Source organism: Paraburkholderia acidicola, assembly GCF_002362315.1.
GTDB lineage: Bacteria > Pseudomonadota > Gammaproteobacteria > Burkholderiales > Burkholderiaceae > Paraburkholderia > Paraburkholderia acidicola.
Genome location: NZ_MTZV01000006.1, coordinates 1,985,409 through 2,004,763, shown reverse-complemented (window position 1 = coordinate 2,004,763; position 19,355 = coordinate 1,985,409). Strand labels below are relative to the sequence as shown.

At 61.5% G+C, this 19,355-nt stretch carries 15 protein-coding genes; 5 read left to right on the top strand and 10 right to left on the bottom strand.

Features of this window, described 5'->3' with window-relative positions; all coding sequences use genetic code 11:
• The first annotated feature begins 47 nt into the window (after positions 1-47).
• On the top strand, positions 48-2,186 hold the full coding sequence (locus BWP39_RS27640) for a phosphocholine-specific phospholipase C (protein ID WP_096725406.1): 2,139 nt from the start codon (positions 48-50) through the stop codon (positions 2,184-2,186).
• 533 nt (positions 2,187-2,719) lie between these two features.
• On the opposite strand, the gene BWP39_RS27635 is transcribed toward BWP39_RS27640, so the two are convergent.
• The 8 genes from BWP39_RS27635 to BWP39_RS27600 all read right to left on the bottom strand — a co-directional run bounded on the left by BWP39_RS27635 (position 2,720) and on the right by BWP39_RS27600 (position 11,914).
• The gene (locus tag BWP39_RS27635; protein WP_096725405.1) at positions 2,720-3,151 is read right to left on the bottom strand and encodes a hypothetical protein; all 432 of its coding nucleotides are present in this window, start codon (positions 3,149-3,151) and stop codon (positions 2,720-2,722) included.
• A gap of 628 nt (positions 3,152-3,779) precedes the next feature.
• Positions 3,780-5,180 carry an MFS transporter gene (locus tag BWP39_RS27630; RefSeq protein WP_096725404.1) on the bottom strand — a complete coding sequence of 467 codons (1,401 nt, stop codon included), beginning with the start codon at positions 5,178-5,180 and terminating at the stop codon, positions 3,780-3,782.
• A 260-nt stretch (positions 5,181-5,440) separates the two neighbouring features.
• Positions 5,441-6,331 (bottom strand): LysR family transcriptional regulator, encoded by an 891-nt coding sequence (locus BWP39_RS27625; RefSeq protein WP_096725403.1) that lies wholly within the window; start codon positions 6,329-6,331, stop codon positions 5,441-5,443.
• 121 nt (positions 6,332-6,452) lie between these two features.
• Positions 6,453-7,259 carry an HpcH/HpaI aldolase/citrate lyase family protein gene (locus tag BWP39_RS27620; protein WP_096725402.1) on the bottom strand — a complete coding sequence of 269 codons (807 nt, stop codon included), beginning with the start codon at positions 7,257-7,259 and terminating at the stop codon, positions 6,453-6,455.
• Complete coding sequence (locus BWP39_RS27615) at positions 7,256-8,671, bottom strand: MmgE/PrpD family protein (protein WP_096725401.1); 1,416 nt, start codon at positions 8,669-8,671, stop codon at positions 7,256-7,258. Before BWP39_RS27615 ends, BWP39_RS27620 begins: the two co-directional genes overlap by 4 nt.
• Positions 8,672-8,690: 19 nt before the next feature.
• Positions 8,691-9,872, bottom strand: a complete 1,182-nt coding sequence (locus tag BWP39_RS27610) for a CaiB/BaiF CoA transferase family protein (RefSeq protein ID WP_096725400.1) — start codon at positions 9,870-9,872, stop codon at positions 8,691-8,693.
• 11 nt (positions 9,873-9,883) lie between these two features.
• Complete coding sequence (locus tag BWP39_RS27605) at positions 9,884-11,047, bottom strand: acyl-CoA dehydrogenase family protein (protein WP_096725399.1); 1,164 nt, start codon at positions 11,045-11,047, stop codon at positions 9,884-9,886.
• Positions 11,048-11,065: 18 nt separating this feature from the next.
• Positions 11,066-11,914 (bottom strand): FAS1-like dehydratase domain-containing protein, encoded by an 849-nt coding sequence (locus BWP39_RS27600; protein ID WP_096725398.1) that lies wholly within the window; start codon positions 11,912-11,914, stop codon positions 11,066-11,068.
• Between the two features lie 39 nt (positions 11,915-11,953).
• On the opposite strand from BWP39_RS27600, the gene BWP39_RS31615 reads away from it, so the two are divergent.
• The 3 genes from BWP39_RS31615 to BWP39_RS27590 all read left to right on the top strand — a co-directional run bounded on the left by BWP39_RS31615 (position 11,954) and on the right by BWP39_RS27590 (position 15,040).
• Complete coding sequence (locus tag BWP39_RS31615; RefSeq protein ID WP_133116953.1) at positions 11,954-12,157, top strand: hypothetical protein; 204 nt, start codon at positions 11,954-11,956, stop codon at positions 12,155-12,157.
• A 454-nt stretch (positions 12,158-12,611) separates the two neighbouring features.
• Positions 12,612-13,541: an HpcH/HpaI aldolase/citrate lyase family protein gene (locus BWP39_RS27595; protein ID WP_096725397.1), complete on the top strand. Its 930-nt coding sequence runs from the start codon at positions 12,612-12,614 to the stop codon at positions 13,539-13,541.
• 137 nt (positions 13,542-13,678) lie between these two features.
• Positions 13,679-15,040: a DHA2 family efflux MFS transporter permease subunit gene (locus tag BWP39_RS27590; protein WP_096725396.1), complete on the top strand. Its 1,362-nt coding sequence runs from the start codon at positions 13,679-13,681 to the stop codon at positions 15,038-15,040.
• Between the two features lie 51 nt (positions 15,041-15,091).
• Here BWP39_RS27590 and BWP39_RS27585 read toward each other — a convergent pair whose 3' ends face one another.
• The gene (locus BWP39_RS27585) at positions 15,092-16,423 is read right to left on the bottom strand and encodes an MFS transporter (RefSeq protein ID WP_096726212.1); all 1,332 of its coding nucleotides are present in this window, start codon (positions 16,421-16,423) and stop codon (positions 15,092-15,094) included.
• Positions 16,424-16,428: 5 nt separating this feature from the next.
• Complete coding sequence (locus tag BWP39_RS27580) at positions 16,429-17,892, bottom strand: M20 family metallopeptidase (protein ID WP_096725395.1); 1,464 nt, start codon at positions 17,890-17,892, stop codon at positions 16,429-16,431.
• Positions 17,893-18,012: 120 nt separating this feature from the next.
• On the opposite strand from BWP39_RS27580, the gene BWP39_RS27575 reads away from it, so the two are divergent.
• Positions 18,013-18,912 (top strand): LysR family transcriptional regulator, encoded by a 900-nt coding sequence (locus BWP39_RS27575; RefSeq protein WP_096725394.1) that lies wholly within the window; start codon positions 18,013-18,015, stop codon positions 18,910-18,912.
• Positions 18,913-19,355 lie beyond the last annotated feature (443 nt).

Here is a 19,355-nt window from a genome sequence, read left to right as displayed (position 1 = left end):
CGCGCCCCACGCGCTATCCTTTCCCCCCGAGAAGAAGGTGATAAGCAATGACCTCGAATAGCCGCCGCCGTTTCCTTCAAACCGTGGCATCGTCGGCGGGTGCCGCTGCCGCGATGACCGCGTTGCCCGAGTCGATCCGCAACGCGCTTGCCATTCCCGCCGCGTCGCGCACCGGCACGATCAACGATATCGAACACATCGTCGTGTTCATGCAGGAGAACCGTTCGTTCGACCACTACTTCGGCCATATGCGCGGCGTACGGGGTTACAACGACCGCTTCCCGATTCCGCTGCCGGGCGGCAAGCCGGTGTGGTATCAGCCGTCGAAGGAAAATCCGGCCCAGCCGGTGCTGCCGTTCCACCTGAACACGCAGACCACGAGCGCGCAGTGTATCGGCGACCTCGACCACAACTGGTACCCCACGCATTCCGCGATCAATAACGGCGCGTACAACCAGTGGCCGCAGTACAAGACCGACATGACGATGGGGTATCACCTGCGCAGCGACATTCCGTTTCACTACGCGCTCGCCGATGCATTCACTGTCTGCGACAACTACTTCTGCTCGCTGGCAGGTCCGACGCACCCGAACCGCTCGTACCTGATGACCGGCATGATCGATCCGACCGGCACGCACGGTGGCCCTCTGCTCGACAACAACGACTTCGTCGATGGCGATGCGCCGCCGAAGTATCAACTGCTGTCGTGGACGACGTACCCGGAACGCCTGCAGGCCGCGGGCATTTCGTGGCAGGTGTATCAGCAGGGCCTGACCGGTGACGATCCGATCAACGGCAACTACGGCACGAACGTCCTGCAGAACTTCGCGCAATTCATCAACGCGCAGCCCGGCACGCCGCTGTATGAGCGCGCGCAGACCGTGCGCACGATCGCCGATCTGAAGTCCGACGTGCTCGCCAACAATCTGCCGCAGGTGTCCTGGCTGTGCCCGCCGGCCGCGTTCTCCGAACACCCGAAGTACACGCCGCTCTATGGCGCCGAATACACGTCGCAGATCCTCGACGCGCTGACGTCGAACCCCGAGGTCTGGAGCAAGACCGTGCTGTTCATCATGTACGACGAGAACGACGGTTTCTTCGATCACATCGTGCCACCGCAAGCACCGTCGAATAGCACGCAAGGCAAGTCGACGGTGACCGTCGATGGCGAGATCCACAACGTCATCAACCCGGACGGGCGCGGTGGCAAATACACCGTCGATAACCTGCCGTTCGGTCTCGGACCGCGCGTGCCGATGACGGTCGTATCACCGTGGACCAAGGGCGGCTTCGTCTGCTCGCAGGTGTTCGACCATACGTCGGTGATCCGCTTCATCGAGCAACGTTTCGGCGTGGAAGAACCGAACATCTCGCCGTGGCGTCGCGCGGTGTGCGGCGACCTGACCACCGCGTTCGACTTCCGTACGCCCGATGCAAAGTTGCCGCCGCTGCCCGACACGAGCAACTACATCAACGAAGCCAACAACCAGTGCTCGTCCTTGCCGCCGCCGACCGTGCCGGCCACGCCCGGCCCGATCGATCCGCAGGAACCCGGCATCCGCTTCGCTCGCGCGATTCCGTACGAACTGCATGTGAACGGCCACGTCGACACGCGCGCGAACAGCTTCGTGATCGAGTTCGGCAACACCGGCAAGCAAGGTGCGCACTTCTACGTGTACTCGACGAACCGCACCGACGGCCCGTGGCGCTACACCGTCGAGGCAGGCAAGTCGCTTAGCGATACGTTCGACCTGAGCACGACGAGCGGCGTCTACGCGTTCATCGTGTACGGCCCGAATGGCTTCGTGCGCCAGTTTGGCGGCGATGTGTCGGCGCAGCAGACGCAAGGTCATGGTCACCATCATCCGGCGCATCCCGAGATCAAGGTGCATTACGACGTGGCGAACGGCAACGTGTTCATCCGCTTCGCGAATCACAGCGAAGGCTTCGCACGGCTGACGGTGGTCGACAACGCGTACGGCGCATGGCCGCGCCCCGTGCTGCTGCCGCCGGGCGTGCAGATCGAGGAACCGTGGATTCTCGCGTCGAGCCATCACTGGTATGACCTGACTGTGACGAGTAGCACTGATGCGAGCTTTATCCGTCGCGTGGCGGGTCACGTCGAGAACGGGCGGCCGAGTATTAGTGATCCGGCCGCGGTTGCGCCGGTTAGTACGGCGCTCTGAGTGAGGTAGGGGCAGGAGCGGTAGGGAGAACTGCCGCTCCTGCAGCGTGAACCGAACCCCGCACGTAGATTTTTATCTGTTGATCACGTGTTCGAGTCACCTACGGCCTACCAAAGAAACAAAGGCTCCCAAGAAATTGGGAGCTTTTTTGCTCCGCAAAGACACGGCCGCTTCCCCAAAAAATCGTATGCCGGACATATATCTCGAAGACTGCACTTCGAACAGCGAGATAACCTAACCACAGGCCATGCGGTTGCGAGCATGCAAAGCCTCGGAATTTCCACGCCGTTCAAACTCGTGGCATGACTCGCGCGGCGGTCCTGATGTCAGAAGTTTGGATCCCCAGCGCCGTCAAAGTCCGGCGCATCTCATTGAAAATCTGCTCTTTCCCCTTCTATGTACTGGCCCTGCCAGTGATGAGCCGCGCGCACCACCGATCGCAGGTCGTTGACTATCACCTCAAAACATCCCGCGTTCATTCAGAAAAAATAAACCTCGATGGAAAATCGAGGCTTATCATTTAACTTATATTTTTATTCCCATTTCTCTATAATTACCGTAACACTACCGGTGTTGTCTGCCCGGTTCCACTCTTCCAAAAATAAATCAACTCCAGCGTTGACCGGAACCGCGTGAATAATTTCTTGCGCCCCTCTAGGATTATTTATTCCATAATAAAAACTTTCCGCCTTGTGCGTGGCATCAGCTCTATTGAAGACGAACATGGCAGCCGTCAGAGATTTGGTGGCATTTTCACCGCCCGTATTATTATTAACACCTACCGACGCCGGATCAATTCGGAAGCGATAAACTCCAGCCGGAATAGTTTCAATGTGATACTGTTGCCCACCCGGGAGAGTGTTTTGGACGGCATCCAAAGTTACTTTATCACCATACGCAACCCAGTCCGCCATTGCAGCAGTAGATAACAATGTTGCGATAAGCGACACAAATATCTTTTTCATTAAATATCCTAAAAATTAGGGTTAATTTATATGTTACTGAGCACACCAATGATCCATTTTCAGGCCATCAGCAGTTACAAATATTACTTATCATACAAATATATTACAACCACTTTCCGGGCCAAGTTACACGCCTGTTGATATCTCTAGAGTGCGGTAAGCACTTTGTGCCTGCCCCGGTAACCTGGCGGGACGACAGAACGCAAGCCATATCCGACAGACGTTTCGGGCGAGGACTGGAGCTTTGCCACTCCGTACCTAACCCTGACGAATGAAGACCCTTCAAATCTCGATGCGTTGTACGCCATCGTTGATGATCGGGAGCGGCCGTACTACGAGCACAGACTGGCTGCGTGACAAGGTTCCTTCTGTCTAGTAACTAGTCGTGAATCCTTCGCAAGTCCGCGTCAACTGATGCCTGTTTTTTGAGCAGAAGATTGGACACCTGTCTGTCGTATGCCTTGTCCTGCGTGCCTCTCAGGCATATTGACTTCGTTGATTTGGGATCGGAGAGTCGTAGGTTTGAGTCCTATCGTTCAGGCCGCCATGCCGATACGCCGCTTCTATCGAGATATCACACGCGATTCGTGTTAGCGGTTCATCAAGCACTGGCTTATGACTCGGCCATTCAATGCGCACCCGTCGGCGCGCGAGCCGTTAGCGCATCCCCGGATTCGCCGCTACGTTCACCCAACCCCGGCGAGATCGCCTCAAGCGTCAACTGACTCGTCTCAATCCTCAACGCAAGGATCGCGATACTCAACAGCACCAGCGCGCCGCTCACCATCGTCACCACACCGGTCACGCCAAAATGCGTATAGAGCACGATCGCAACGTACGGCGTCGACATCGACGCGGCGCGTCCGCAGGTACCGGCGATACCGGTGCCGCGCAGCCGGTGCGTAGTAGGAAAGAGCTCAGGAATGTAGCCAAACAGGCCAAGCGTGCAGACCGTATAGATAGCCGTCACCAGCGCAAAGCCCACGATCGAGATCGCCGCGGGCTCACGCATCTGCACGTACACGTAGCTAAGCGCGACAGTCACGGCCGAGAACAGCACGAGCCCATTACGCCGGCCGATCCGGTCTGCAGCGAAGTAGCCGACCACGGCGCCAGCTGGCGCGCCGAACGACATCAACAGCACGAAGCCCAGCGACTGCACGATGGTCAGCCCTTCCTTCACGAAGAACGTCGGCAACCACGCGACGAAACCGTACAACGACATGTTGATCGCCATGCACGTCAGCGCCGCGACCAGCGTGCGACCAAGCATGCCGCGCGCAAACAGCGCAGAGATCGGCGCATGCGGCACCGCGTGGCTCATCACGTGCGCCACCGGCGGCAGCACACCGACCTGCGCCGCGACTTCGCGTTCGATCGCCGCCACGGTCGCTTCCGCCTCCTCCAGCCGGCCGACAGTTTCGAGCCAGCGCGGCGATTCCGGCATCCGGTGCCGCAGCACCCAGACAATCAATGCACCAATGCCCGCAATCGCGAACATATAGCGCCAGCCGAGATGCGGAATCACCCAGTAGCCGATCGCGGTCGCACCGAGCAGCCCCGAATTGATGATCAACGCAAGCAGCGAAGTCCAGCGTCCGCGCGAAGCCGGCGGTACGAACTCGCACAGCGTGCCCGCCGCGACGACCAGTTCCGCGCCGAGCCCGACGCCCATCACGAAGCGCAGCACGATCAGCCAGTAGATGTCCGGCGCAAAGCACGCGGCAAGCGATGCAAGACCGAAGATCGCGAGATTCGCCTGATACGAATAGCGCCGGCCAAACCGGTCGCCGAGATAGCCTGACAACCCGGCGCCGATCATCATGCCGAGGAAGGTCGCGGAAATGAAGAACGAGCCGAGCCTTAAGTCGGTGAAACCGCTTTTCACCATCGCGGCAAGCGAGCCGTTGGCGAGGTAGATGTCGAAGGCGTCGAGGAAAGCACCCGCGCCGATCAGGCCGAGGATTTTCCAGTGAAAACGGCTGACAGGCAGCCGGTCGAGCCGGGCGCCCGAATTGACGATAGCCAAATGTGTCTCCGATTGGTTCTATCGACGGCAACGTGGCGGACCCGTGCTTTCTCGCGAGGCACTTCGGGGCGGACTGGGCGGCGTCGAACTGGGTTGATCTGCAGTGGGAGCTTGCGCCCGCCGAAACGCCAGCGGAATTTGCTTTTTTGGAACGGCTCGTTCAGGCACTGCGAACAGCCGCGTTCAGATGCGTTCAGACGCGCGATCGGGTTATCGAAGCACGGGTTTTCCCGCAGCAAACGGTAGGTCCAGCACGTGTGTCAGCTATCGCTGCTCAAGAGCATATCGATCAGCTTGCGAGAAAATTGCGGCAGATCGTTCAGGCTGCGCACGCAGATCTTGAGCTTGCGTTCGGCCCACGCATCGTTGAGCCGGACAGTCGCGATCCGCATCGTCGTCGCGTGTCGCAGCGCGACCGATTCGGGCACGATGCCGATCCCGACGCCCGCGGCGATCATCCGGCACGCCGCTTCGAAATTGCCGACCTGGATGCGCAGCTTGATGCGCCGTCCGAGCGCGTCCGCGGCGATCGTGATGAACGAGTGAATCGCACTCGATGTCGGCAGGCTGATGAAGTCGTCGTCCAGCGTCTCCGAGAAATCGACGGACGTGCGTTGCGCGAGCGGATGACCAGGCGCTGCGACGAGCACCAGCCGGTCGTCGCGATACGGCAGCATCTCCAGATGCCCGGCATCGACGTTGCCGGCAACAATGCCGATATCGGTCGCACCATCCGCGACGCCTTTGACGATTTCACCGCTCAGCACTTCGCGCAGTTCGATATTGACGTCGTGATGATCGCGCAGGAACTGGCTCAGCACCGCCGGAAGAAACTCGCTGATCGCGGTCGTGTTCGCCCAGATGCGCACGTGCCCCTTGATGCCTTCGCCAAAATCCTGCATGTCGGCCGCGAGATGTTCGACGCGCTCCAGCACGAGCCGCGCGTGGCGCACGAACGATTCGCCGGCCGGCGTCAGCGTCATACCCTGGCTCGTGCGATACAGCAGACGAAACCCCAGGTCCTCTTCGAGATTCTTCACGCGGGTGCTCGCGGCCGGCGGCGACAGATGGCAGCGTTCGGCCGCGCGCGCGAGGTTCTTCGTGTCGGCGAGGGTGACGATCAGATTCAGGTCGACGAAATCGACGTGCATGTCGGTAGATAAAGGCGGCATCGAAACGATGGACATCGATATTAACCGAGTGTGCGCTACACGTTTGGAAATGCGCCCTTCCGCCGGGGCCGCACGCGTGGCGCGTAGCGGCCCGGGTCTTTCACGTCTGCCCGCTGCTGCCTGCGATGCGTTGCGCCTTCAGGATGACCGGCAGGTCGACCATCTTGCCGTCCACGGCGACGGCCGAGCCGCCGCTTGCCTGCACCGCTTGCAGCACACGCTCCGCCCAGGCTTTCTCGTCGTCGGTCCACGCATACGCGCGATGCACCGCGTCGATCTGCTTCGGATGGATGCACAGCTTGCCGCCAAAACCGAGGCGCCGGGCGCGCCGTGCATCGGCCTCAATCGCAGCGGGATCGTCGAGTACGGTCGACGGGCCGTCGACAGGCGCCTCGATGCCCGCGAGCCGCGATGCGAGCACGATCTGCGAGCGGAAAAACAGCAGCTCGTCGCCGTCGCCTTCGATATTCATGTCGATCTGGAAATCGAGTGTGCCAAATAGCACGCGTGGCACCTTCGGCGTTTCGCACAGTGTCGTGACGCTGGCCAGACCGCGCGCGGTTTCGAGGATCGGCAGGACGGCGAGCGCCGGATGCGCACGCGTCAGGACCGCGTCGATCTGTTCGCGCGTTTCCGCTTTCGGCAGCACGATCCCCGCGACGCCTGGATGACCGGCTAGCGCGGCCAGGTCATCGGCAAACCACCGTGTGTCTGCCGCATTGATGCGCACGAACGCCGGTCGCATTGGCTCCAAGTGCGCGAGCACGGTGTCGCGTGCGGTGGATTTCTGGTCCGGCGGCACGGCGTCTTCGAGGTCCAGGATCACTGCATCAGCACCTGCCGCACGCGCCTTCTCGAAGCGCTCCGGGCGATTGCCGGGCACGAACAGATAGGAGCGCGCGTTCATGCCGCAGCCGGGATTGACACCGCGGCCTGCGGCGCGCCACCGAACAACGCTCCAACATGCGGCACCGTTGCCACGTTCCACGCTGCAGCAAGTAGCTGCGCCGCTTCAGCGTCTGTCGCAGCACCGGAGAACGCCGCGAGCTGGCGAAACTTCGCATCGATCTCATCGCGCGACAACGTATTGCCTGGATCGCCCTTCGGTTCGTCGACGCGCCCCTGCAGTTCGCGACCATCGCGCGTCAGCACGCTGACCTTGCCGATCCAGCGCGCGGGGTAGGCGCGATCGACTTCGTCGTCGAGCGCCATCTGTACCTTGTCGCGGAACGCGACGATATCGCCAACTGCAAAATCGCGCTCGAAATCGTTCACGCCGGCCCGCCCGCGATACGCGACGAGACCCAGCACCGTGCCCATGTTGAACTTCGCCTGATGGACGGTGACGGGTGTGTGCACCGGACCCAGCACATCGAGCGCGCCCTGATGCACATGCGCCGTCACGCGAACGATGTCGTCCGCGTCGAGCCCATGTTCGTCGATCACCGCGAGCAACGCATCGGCGGCTGGGTGCGTGTGCCGGCACGCGGCGTGGTACTTGAACGATGTCTCGATCGTCGCCCAGCGCTCGCCGAGACGGTCGGTGAGACGCGTCGGGTCTGCATCCGTCGACATCCCCGCAGCCATCCCTTGCGCGCCCTCCAGGATATGCGTGGCGCCCTTGAAACCGTCTGCCGCGAGCGTCGCGGCCATCACGCCGTTCGCGGCCGCCATCGCGGTGTGGAGTTGCTTCGAATCGGCGGCGTCGCGCAGGAATTCCCACAGGCCGCTTGCCTGCGTGCCGGCCGAGCCGAACGCATCGAGCATCTGTTCCGGCGTCAGACCGAGCAATCGGCCCGCGGTCGCCGCAGCGGCGACTGTACCGGCCGTGCCGGTCGTATGGAAAATCTTGTAGTGCGAGCGCCCAAGAAATTCGCCGATCCGGATGCCTGTTTCGTAACCCGCCACGACTGCCGCGATAAACTCGCGGCCCGACGCATTCGATGCCTGCGCAAGCGCAAGTGCAACCGGAAACACGACCGCCGCCGGATGGAACACCGACCCGTTGTGCACGTCGTCCTGCTCGACGAAATGCGAGGCGGCCGCGTTGATCATCGCGGCGAAGTAAGGTGTCGTGCGCCTGCGGTCGATCAGCACTTCCGCCATGCCTGCATGCTCGCCCGTGCAAGCACCTGCCCCGCCCGCGGCACGCGCGAATCGCGCGATGGTTTCGACCGGCCGCGCACCCTTGCCCGCAAGCGCCGAGCCGAGCCAGTCCACATACAGGTTCACCGTGCGCTCCACGACATCGTGCGGAATCGCGTCGAAGCGCAGTTGCGCGGCAAAGGTCGCGAGCGTGCGGCTCGGATGATCGTTCATCGCTGCATCTCCAGAAGGTTCAGATGGCGCCGGCCGCGCGCAACGCATTGATCTGCGCGAACGTATAGCCGAGTTCGCCGAGTATCGCGTCGGTGTGTTCGCCGAGCGCGGGCACCGCATCCATGCGCGGATCGACGGTATTGGGCACACCGGGTGGCAGCAGTGCGGGTATTTCACCAGCTGGTGTGCCGACGGTGCGCCAGCGTTCGCGCGCCTGCAATTGCGGATGCGCCCATACATCGTCGAGCGTGTTCATCTGTGCATTGGCGATACCGGCGTGATCGAGTCGCGCGATCACGTCCGCTGCGCTCAGTGTCGAGAATGCTGCCACGATCACGGCGTGCAACGCCTCGCGTGTAGCGGAGCGTTTCGAATTCGTGTCGAAGCGCGGATCGTCAGCGAGCGCGGGGTTTTCGAGCACCTGCTCACAGAAAAGCTTCCATTCGCGCTCGTTCTGCAATCCAAGCATCACGGTCTTGCCGTCACCGGCTGGAAACGGGCCATACGGATAGATCGTCGCGTGCGCGGCGCCCGACAACGCCGGCGGGCTCTGTCCATCGATCGCGTAGTACAGCGGATAGCCCATCCATTCCACCATGCTCTCCAGCATCGACACGTCGATGCGGCAACCCTTGCCGGTACGTCCGCGCAGCAGCAGCGCATTAAGGATGCTCGCATACGCATGCATGCCCGCCGCGATATCGGCGATCGAGCAGCCCGCCTTGGCGGGCACACCCGGCGACCCGGTGATCGACAGAAAGCCCGATTCGCTCTGGATCAGCAGGTCGTAGGCTTTCTTGTCGCGGTACGGACCGTCTGCGCCATAGCCCGAGATATCGCAGACGATCAGCTTCGGATAGCGCTCGCTGAGCGCGGCGTAGCTGAGCCCGAGCCGTTCCGCCGCGCCGGGCGCGAGGTTCTGCACGAGCACATCCGCGTCCGCGACGAGTGCGTCGAGAATGTTGCTCGCGTCTGTATGCTTCACATCGAGCGTGAGACTTTCCTTCGAACGATTCACCCACACGAAATGCGACGCGAGGCCGTGCACGCGTTCGTCGTAACCGCGCGCGAAATCGCCCGAGCCGGGGCGCTCCACCTTGATGACGCGCGCGCCCATGTCGGCGAGTTGCCGCGTGCAGAACGGCGCGGCGATCGCATGTTCGAGCGTGATGACCTTGATGCCGTCGAGCGGTCTCGTCATGTCGTCGGCCCTCAAAACGAACGCGGCAAGCCGAGAATATGCTCGGCCACGTACGAGAGAATCAGGTTCGTCGAGATCGGCGCGACCTGATAGAGCCGCGTCTCGCGAAACTTGCGCTCGACGTCGTACTCGCACGCAAAGCCAAAGCCGCCGTGAAACTGCAGGCAGGCGTTGGCGGCTTCCCATGATGCATCCGCAGCGAGCAGCTTCGCCATGTTCGCCTGGGCACCGCACGGTTCGTGCGCATCGAAACGGCGCGCGGCCTCGAAGCGCATCAGGCTCGCGGCCTCGACGTTGACGAACGCACGCGCGATCGGAAACTGCACGCCCTGGTTCTGCCCGATCGGTCGACCGAACACGATGCGCTCTTTCGCGTAAGCACTGACCTTGTCGATGAACCAGTAGCCATCGCCGATGCATTCGGCGGCAATCAGCGTGCGCTCCGCATTGAGTCCGTCGAGGATGTACCGGAAGCCCTGCCCCTCTTCGCCGATGAGGTTTTCCGCGGGAATCTCGAGGTTGTCGAAGAAGAGTTCGTTGGTCTCGTGATTGACCATGTTCAGGATCGGTTGCACGGTCATCCCGTGGCCGATCGCTTCGCGCAGATCGACGAGGAAAATCGACATGCCTTCTGATTTACGCGTGACATCGGCAAGCGGTGTCGTACGCGCGAGCAGGATCATCAGGTCCGAATGCTGGACGCGCGAGATCCACACCTTCTGCCCATTGATCACATAGCGGTCGCCACGCCGCTCGGCGGTGGTCTTGATCTTCGTCGTATCGGTGCCGGTGGTCGGCTCGGTCACACCCATCGACTGCAGGCGCAGCTCGCCGTTCGCGATTTTCGGTAGATAACGCTGCTTCTGTTCGGCCGAACCATGGCGCAACAGCGTGCCCATGTTGTACATCTGGCCATGGCACGCACCCGAGTTGCCGCCTGCGCGATTGATCTCTTCCATGATCACCGATGCTTCGAGCAAGCCGAGGCCGGAGCCGCCGTAATCCTGCGGTATTAATGCAGCGAGCCAGCCGGCCTTCGTCAGCGCATCGACAAACGCTTCCGGATAGCCGCGCGCCTCGTCGATCTTGCGAAAATATTCGCCGGAGAATTGCTGGCAGAGATCGCGTACCGCTTCGCGGATGTCCTGGAACTGGTCGGAGTGAGTGGTTTGCATGGCGGGTTCGGAGGAAATTCAGGCAAGCGTCACTGACGCACGCATCGTCAGATAGCCGTCGTGGTCTTTCGCCCATAGCTCGAGGCCGTGGCCATCGGCCGATGGCTTGCCGCAGACGCTGAACGGTTGCGGTGCGAACGTGGGCCGCAGCGCGCGGTACGAAAACGTCGACAGCGTTGCGTCGGGCAACTCGCGGCGCACGAGGTCGACAAGCAGCGTGGCAATCAGCGGACCATGCACGATGAGACCGGGATAGCCCTCTTCCTGCGTGACGTAGGGATAGTCGTAGTGAATGCGGTGACTGTTGAACGTCAGCGCCGAATAGCGGAACAACAGCACCGGATCAGGATGGATGACGCGCGAGAACGTCTCGTCGGACGGCGCGCGGGCGGGTTCCTTCTGTGACTCATGAGCCGCGGCGGAAGGCGCCTCGCGATACACGAGGTCCTGCTCTTCGTCGATTCTCGGCTCGCCGTTCACCTCGATCTCGTGCCGCACGGTCACGAATACGAGCCGGCCCGTGCGCCCGGTCTTGTCCTCGATATTGACGATCGTCGACGTGCGCTGCGCGACGTCGCCGGGCTGGAGCGGCGCATGGAACGTGACCCGGCCGCCGGCCCACATTCTGCGCGGCAATGGAACGGGCGGCAGAAAGCCGCCGCGCTCCGGGTGACCGTCCGCACCGGCAATGGCGAGCGGCGAGACTGGCAGGAAATACAGCCAGTGCCACAGCGGCGGCACATCCTGCACGGTGTGCGGATAGTCCAGCGTCGCGGACAGCGCCGCGAGCGGAAATGCGGTCACGGTGTCGCGGCAGGTCTCGGTCCTGTCGAGCCATGCCTCGAGCTTCGCAGTGGAATCGGACACGTTGGGGTCTCCCGTTGGCGGTTGTCGTCGGCCTCAACTATGAACCCGAACGGCGCTCGCCGCGAAGTCGCGATTGCTGAATCGGGGCTTCGGGATTCGTTAATGCGGCGGTCGCCGCGCACGATGCGCCTGCGGAACATCGACCCACGGTTGGGGCTTTTATTCGCCGTTATTCTTGCTGATTCACTGCCTGAAATTGAATCTGGCAATGACATTATTTCGAATCTTATTTCGATCGAGTGACAAAGTGACAAAGCGGCACAAGGGGGTATTACATTCACTCCCATTCAGGTTATGCGAGTTGTCACGCTAAATCGCATAAATTACATTTCTCCACCAAAAATCTTTGAAATTCCTTTCAGCATGTCGTAGCATTGAAAAAAACAAAGCCGGCAGTTAGCGGAGAGACGCAGGTCGGAGGGGATTCCAGCGACATGTGATTCCATTATGCGAGTTAGCGTAATGCATTCATGCATGTTTGATTCACCCTTAAATTTTCTTGCTCATTTCATCAATTCCGAACGTCGTTAATTCCGAATCAGGCAATTAATCGGAATTCCCACTTTTCATCGCAGATACACGTAGATGTGTACCTGCGGGGATACCTATCGCTCATCAGGTTTAGCGAAACCGGGAATATGCATTATTTGCTCCTGATTGAATAGTCGTTCCGAATTCAATTTATCGGGAGTATCGGATGAAAAAGATTTCGCCTTTCAGACTGGGCGGGACGCTGTACATGCCTGCGACACGCACTGACATCCTCGATGTTGTTTTCCGGGAGAAATTGCCCGAGTTGCGCTCTCTGGTCGTTTGCCTCGAGGACTCGGTCAGTGCCTCGCAAGTCGACTATGCATTGAGCAATCTGCAGGCGTTGCTCGAGCAGATCGATTCGCGAGGGGGGCGCTCCGGGAATGGTCCGCTGCTGTTTGTTCGGCCTCGTAACGCCGGTATGGCGGCGACCCTGAACAACTGGCCGCTGATCGGACACGTGGATGGGTTCGTATTGCCCAAAATCTCTCTGGGAAACCTGCATGAATGGGACACAGCCGTCAGCAATCCTGCACTCACCGTGATGCCGACGCTGGAGACATCGGAAGTATTCAGCCCGGGCGCGATGGTCGAGCTGGGCGAACGACTCAAGGCCAGCTTCGGCGACAGAGTGATCGCGCTACGTATCGGCGCCAACGATCTGCTCGGTTCCATGGGACTGCGCAGAAACCCGCTGGAGACCCTGTACAGCACGCCCATGGCTTACGTTATTCCGATGCTCGGCGGCATCATGGGCGCACAAGGTTTCTCGCTCACCGCACCCGTGTTCGAACAGTTTTCCGCGCCTGAATTGCTCAAGAAAGAACTGGCGCTGGACATCTCCCATGGGCTCGTGGGGAAAACAGCGGTTCATCCGGCGCAGATTCCGCTTATCAACGAGGCTTTCAGGGTTCGACGGGAAGACCTGGACTGCGCACGGCTGATCGTGACAAACGACGCGCCAGCGGTATTCAAGTTCGACGACGCGATGTGCGAGCCGGCCACCCACTACCAATGGGCGACCCGGATCATCGATCGTGCCGAGTGGTACGGCGTGCGTGACGAGATCGAAGACCTGGAGATGGATGCAGCCTGAATCCGGCTGTTGTGCGTCGAATCGGGGGAGTGGCGAGCCGTCGTGGGGTCACACAGACGACGCTTCTCCCCCTCTCGCCTGCGGCAGTATGACCTGCCCTGGGCGCCCTCTCACACGCTGTCATTTCCTCTGCTCCGATGTCCAGGACTTCCTCCCATACCGCACTGCTTTGGACTGTAGCCGCCGGCTTCTTCATGCAGTCGCTCGACACGACCATCGTCAACACCGCCCTGCCGTCAATCGCCCGCGCATTCGGCGAAGAGGCGCTCGCGATGAGCAGTGTCGTCGTCGCCTACACGCTGACGATGGCAACGCTCACGCCCGCGTCGGGCTGGCTTGCGGATCGCTTCGGCACACGACGTGTCTACTTCGGCGCGATTCTCGTGTTCGTAGCCGGCTCGCTGTGCTGCGCGGCCGCGCATACCGCGACGCAACTGGTCGCGGCGCGGGTGCTGCAAGGCGTCGGTGGCTCGATGTTGCTGCCGGTCGGCAGGCTCGCCGTGCTGCGCAGTGTGTCCGGCAAAGACTACGTGTCCGCTATCGCATTCATTTCGATCGCGAGCCAGGTCGGGCCGATTGTCGGTCCGACAGTCGGCGGCTGGTTGATCGAATCCGCGTCCTGGTACTGGATCTTCCTGATCAACGTACCGATCGGCGCGATCGGTCTTGTTGCGGGCTATCGCTACCTGCCGCGCGACTCGCTGATCGATCCGCCACCGTTCGACTACATCGGCTATGCACTTCTCTCACTCGCGATGATCACCGCTTCGCTCGCCGTCGATATCCCAACGGGCGGATCGCGCGGCATGTGGACGCTCGGTGCGCTGACGGTCGCGATCGTCGCAGTGCTCGCGTACGTGGCCTATGCACGCAAACATGCGAATCCGCTGTTCCGGCTCGGTCTTTTTTCCGAGCCCAATTTCGCGGTGGGTCTTGCCGGCAACCTGATCTGCCGGATCGGCACGACGGCCACACCGTTCCTGTTACCGCTCCTGATGCAGCTCGAACTTGGCTACTCGCCGTTGCGCTCGGGGCTGATGCTGTTGCCTGCCGCTGTTGCCGGCACGTTCGCGAAACGCTGGATTACACCGCTCGTACGCCGCTATGGCTACAGCGTGTTCCTGCGTGTCAACACACTCGTGGTCGGGGTAACGATTGCTGCGTTCGCATTGATTACCTCAACTACACCGCTGTTTGTCGAGATCGTATTGCTCGCCATTTTCGGCGCCGCCAATTCGATGCAGTTTGCCGCGATGAACAGCATCACGTTGAAGGACCTGTCGCATCGCGACGCCGGTAGCGGCAACAGCCTCTTTTCGATGGTGCAGATGCTCGCGATGGGGCTCGGCGCGTCGCTTGGCGGCGCGCTGGCGAGTGTGTTCGGTGCGCACACGGGGTCGCCTGCGCTGGGTTTTCAGCTGAGCTTCGTTTGCATCGGGGCGGTGACGCTTGCTTCAACGGGGATTTTCTGGCGGTTGCGGACGTTGGCGCATGGATAGGTTGGGCGGAGATTCCTTCGTCGGTAGCGTTCTGAATTTGCTCACGTGTCGTTAATGCGGCGAGTCGGCGGCGATGCCAGCTACATCGGTCTGCTCCGCGCGATGCGAAGCGGAGGCACCGCGCCGGCCACGCCCCGACTGACTGCGCGCCACACCCACAAGCGCAGCGAGACTCACCGTCGCCGTGAACATCAGGTAAAAACCCGGCGCACTGCGATTGCCGGTGGCACTCAACAGCCACACGATGATCATCGGCGTAAAGCCACCGAACACGGTGACGCCAATGTTGTAGCCAATCGACATGCCCGTCGCGCGCGTCGCGACCGGAAACAGTTCGGCCATCAATGCCGGCAGCGCGCCGAAATAGATCGATTTGAGCAGCGCGAGCCAGCCGACCAGCACGAACAACGAGACGACCGACACGTGGCCCACTGCATATGAAAACGCGGGCCACGCGGTGACGAGACACAGCAGCGCGGTGATCACCATCTGCTTCAACCGCCCGATGCGATCGGATAGATGGCCGGCAAGCGGCGTGACAACGGTCAGCACGAGACCGGCGAAGGTACTCGCGGCAAAACCGGTCGACGTGTCGAGATGCAGTTCGCGGATCGTAAAAGTCGGTACGTATTGCAGCAGATAGTTGATCGACGTCGATACCGTCAGCGCGCCGATCGCCGCGAGCACCCGCCATTTTTGCGTCTTGAACACATCGCGTACCGGGGTCGCGGTGCGCGTTGCTTCGCTGAAATCTGGCGCATCTTCGAGAAAGCGCCGCAGATACAAACCAACCGGGCCGATCAGCAAACCGAAGAAGAACGGCACGCGCCAGCCCCACGCATCCAGTTCTGACGGCGACAGCGTTTTCGCAAGCACGTAGCCCCACCCGGACGCAAGCAGGATCGCGCAGCCCTGGGTCGCGAATTGCCAGCTCGCGATAAAGCCGCGTCGATGGGGCGCATGTTCGATCAACATCGCCGTCGATGCACCGAACTCCCCGCCCGCTGAAAACCCCTGGATCAGGCGCGCGGCGAACACACCGAGCGGCGCCGCGAGGCCGATCGTTGCGTAGGTCGGAATCAAGGCGATGATCGCGGTGCCGACCATCATCAGCGTGACGCTCAGCACGAGCGCGGCCTTGCGTCCGCGCCGGTCCGCATATGCACCGAGCACCATGCCACCCAGCGGCCGCACCAGATACGACGCGCCGAACGAGCCGAACGTGAGCAGCATCGACGCGGTGTCGTTTCCCGCCGGGAAGAAATGCTTCGCGATATAGATGGCGAAGAAACCGTAGATCGCGATATCGAACCATTCGAGCGCGTTGCCGACCGAAGTCGCGAGGACGATTTTCGTCAGGCTGAGGGGTCGCTTTTGCATGATGCCGCCTATTCGCGCGATGCTGCGCTTGTTAGTGCGCTTGTTGCTGCACTCATCGCCGCACGCGCCGCCACGACGCTCGCCGCGGAATCGCCGAGATCCCACCACAGCCCGGCCATCACACCGAGCGCCTCGCGTGCAACCGAGCCAAGTAGATGCTCGTTCGGCGCATGCTGCGAGCACGCTGGGTACGAGTGCGGCACCCACAGCGTGGGCAGGTTCAGCGTGCCGGCAAACGCATCGTTCGGCACCGTGCCGCCGAGATTCGGCAACAGCGCCGGTTCCTTGCCGGTCGTCGCGCGCATCGAAGCGAGCGCCCAGCTCACCCACGGGTCGTCGAGATCGAGCCGCGTCGCGGCACTGCCCGTCGACACCTTCACGCGCACCTCGTCGAATCCGAGCCGCGCGAAGTGCGCCTCGAGGTGCTGTGCAGTCCGCTCCCAGTCCGTACCCACGACAAAGCGCAACTGGCACACCGCTTTCGCCGACGGCGGAATCGCGTTGACCGGCGCGTCCGCATTGCCCGACTTGAACGCGAGCACCTCGAGCGCATTCCAGGCAATCACGCGCTCAGTCGGTGTCAGCCCCGGTTCGCCCCACGCAGGGTCGATCGCCGGCGACTGCTCGTCGCGGCCGAGTTCGATATCGGCAAGCGCGTTGCGTACGGCGGAAGACACGGGCGGCGGCCGCAACCCGTCCACCGCGATGCGGCCATGACGATCGACCAGACTCGCGATCGCGTGCGCAAGCACCACCGCCGGATTGCGCAGCACGCCGCCCCAGTTGCCCGAATGATGACCGCCCTCGCGCAGGTCAACCGATAGTTCGAATAGCACCGCGCCGCGTGAACCGAGAAAGAGCGTCGGGCGTTCGGCGGACACACGTGGGCCATCGCTGGCGAGGAACAGATCGGCGGCCAGCGCGGTCTTGTTCGCTTCGCAGACCGCATACAGACCCGGCGAGCTGACTTCCTCGCCGGTTTCGAAGAGCACCTTCACGTTGTAGCCGAGCCGGCCGCCGCGCGCATCGAGCACAGCGGCGAGCGCGGCGAAGTTGATCGAGTGCTGGCCTTTGTTGTCGGCGGTGCCGCGGCCATACCAGCGGTCGCCCTCGACGACGATGTCCCATGGTTTGAGTCCCGCGCGCCACTGCTCGTCGTAGCCACGTACGACGTCGCCGTGGCCGTAAGTGAGGACCGTCGGCAGCTCGGCGCCTTCATGACGCTCGGCGATCAACAGCGGGCCGCCGTGCGGCTCGGGGTTCGCGACGAGCCGGCTCGTGAAGCCGAGTTGCTGAAGCGCCGGCGCGATCTCGTCGGTTAGATACGCCTGCAGCGTCTCCGCCCGCGATGGATTCTGACTCTCGGTCCGGCACGCGACGCGGCGCGCCAGTTGCTCGAGCAAGGCGCCCGAATCGAAGGTACGAAACGCCGCATCGACTGCTGCTGTGCGGGTGTTCTGACTTGTGGTCACGGTCTTTTCTCCAGCCTGTTTGCAGGGTTGCGAAGCAGTCTAGGAAGGCCAATAATTCGCCACAATTTCAATCTTTGCGGATAGCATTGCCGAAACGGCAACGCACAAACGGGGGACTCCATGCTGCACGGCATCGCGTTGCGCTATTTCGTCGAAGTCGCCCGCACGGGCTCGCTGGCGTCGGCATCGGAGAATCTGCACGTCGCTGTGTCGGCGCTCAGCCGGCAAATCGCCAAGCTCGAACAGGAAGTCGGCACGCCGCTCTTCGAGCGTTTACCGCGCGGCATGGTGCTGACTGAATCGGGTGAGTTGCTGGCCCAGCATGCGCGGCGCGCGTTGATGGATGCAGATGCCGTGCTCGCCGATATTTCCGCGGCGCACGCACTGGGCGGCGGTATCGTGCGGGTCGGGTGCACCGAGGGCTTCACGCGCTACTTTCTGCCGTCGGTACTCGCCGCTTTCCATGCCGAGCACCCGCTGACCCGTTTCGTCCTGCGCTCAGGCACACCGGCTCAGGTCGAGCATTGGGTGGAGATCGGCGATGTTGATCTTGGCCTTGGTTTCTCCACGGCGACATCGACGGCGGTCAGCGTCGAGTTCACGCAAAGCGCTCCGGTCTGCGCACTGCTTCCCCCCACTCATCCGCTCGCGCACAAAGACCGGCTCACGCTCGACGATCTGCTTGCGCACCCGGTCGCCGTGCTCGAACGCGGTACGACGGTGCGTCAGTTGCTCGACTGGTGTTGTTCGACTCGCGGTCGTCATCTAGAACCGCTGCTGACCGGCAACAACTCCAGCGCGATGCATCACTTTGCCGCGCTGACTGGCGTGATCACACTGGGCAGTCGCATTGCGCTACGTGGTATGCGCAACGATGCTTCGCTGCTCGCGAAGGACATCGACGAGCCTTTGTTGCAGCAACGCCAGATGCAACTGACGACGATGAAGGATCGTCGCCTGCCAGCTATCGTCGAGCGGTTTCTTGTGAAGCTGAAAGAGGCGTTGAGTGCGACGGACTGATGTGACCCACCCAGGGCCATCGGTTGAAGCGCCGTTAGCATTCAAGGACTTAGGGAGGCGAGTTGTTAGCCAGATGGAAAAGGCGTTTACCCTCGTCTTTTTGGTGGCGAAACGATGCACGAGGATGTAGTGAGTATTGAAGAAGCGTTCGGTGACCTGCGGGAGCCACACGGTCGCATGCCACCCATGACCTTCGGCCTCGCCATCCTCCGGTGCATCGCGATGAACCTGCTCCGACAGGCCCGCATCGCCAAAGGAAGACTCAGGATCTGTCGCGTATTCGTCTGTACTAGCGATCAATATCTAGCGCAACTACCTGGTTGGTAAGCAATCTTGCCCTTCGGGCCAAACGATTTGATTCTATTAAACGGCGCGTAACGTCTCATGCGATGGCCCTGGAGGTTGCATGCTGACGTCACAATTGTTTGCACTCCGGTGATGTT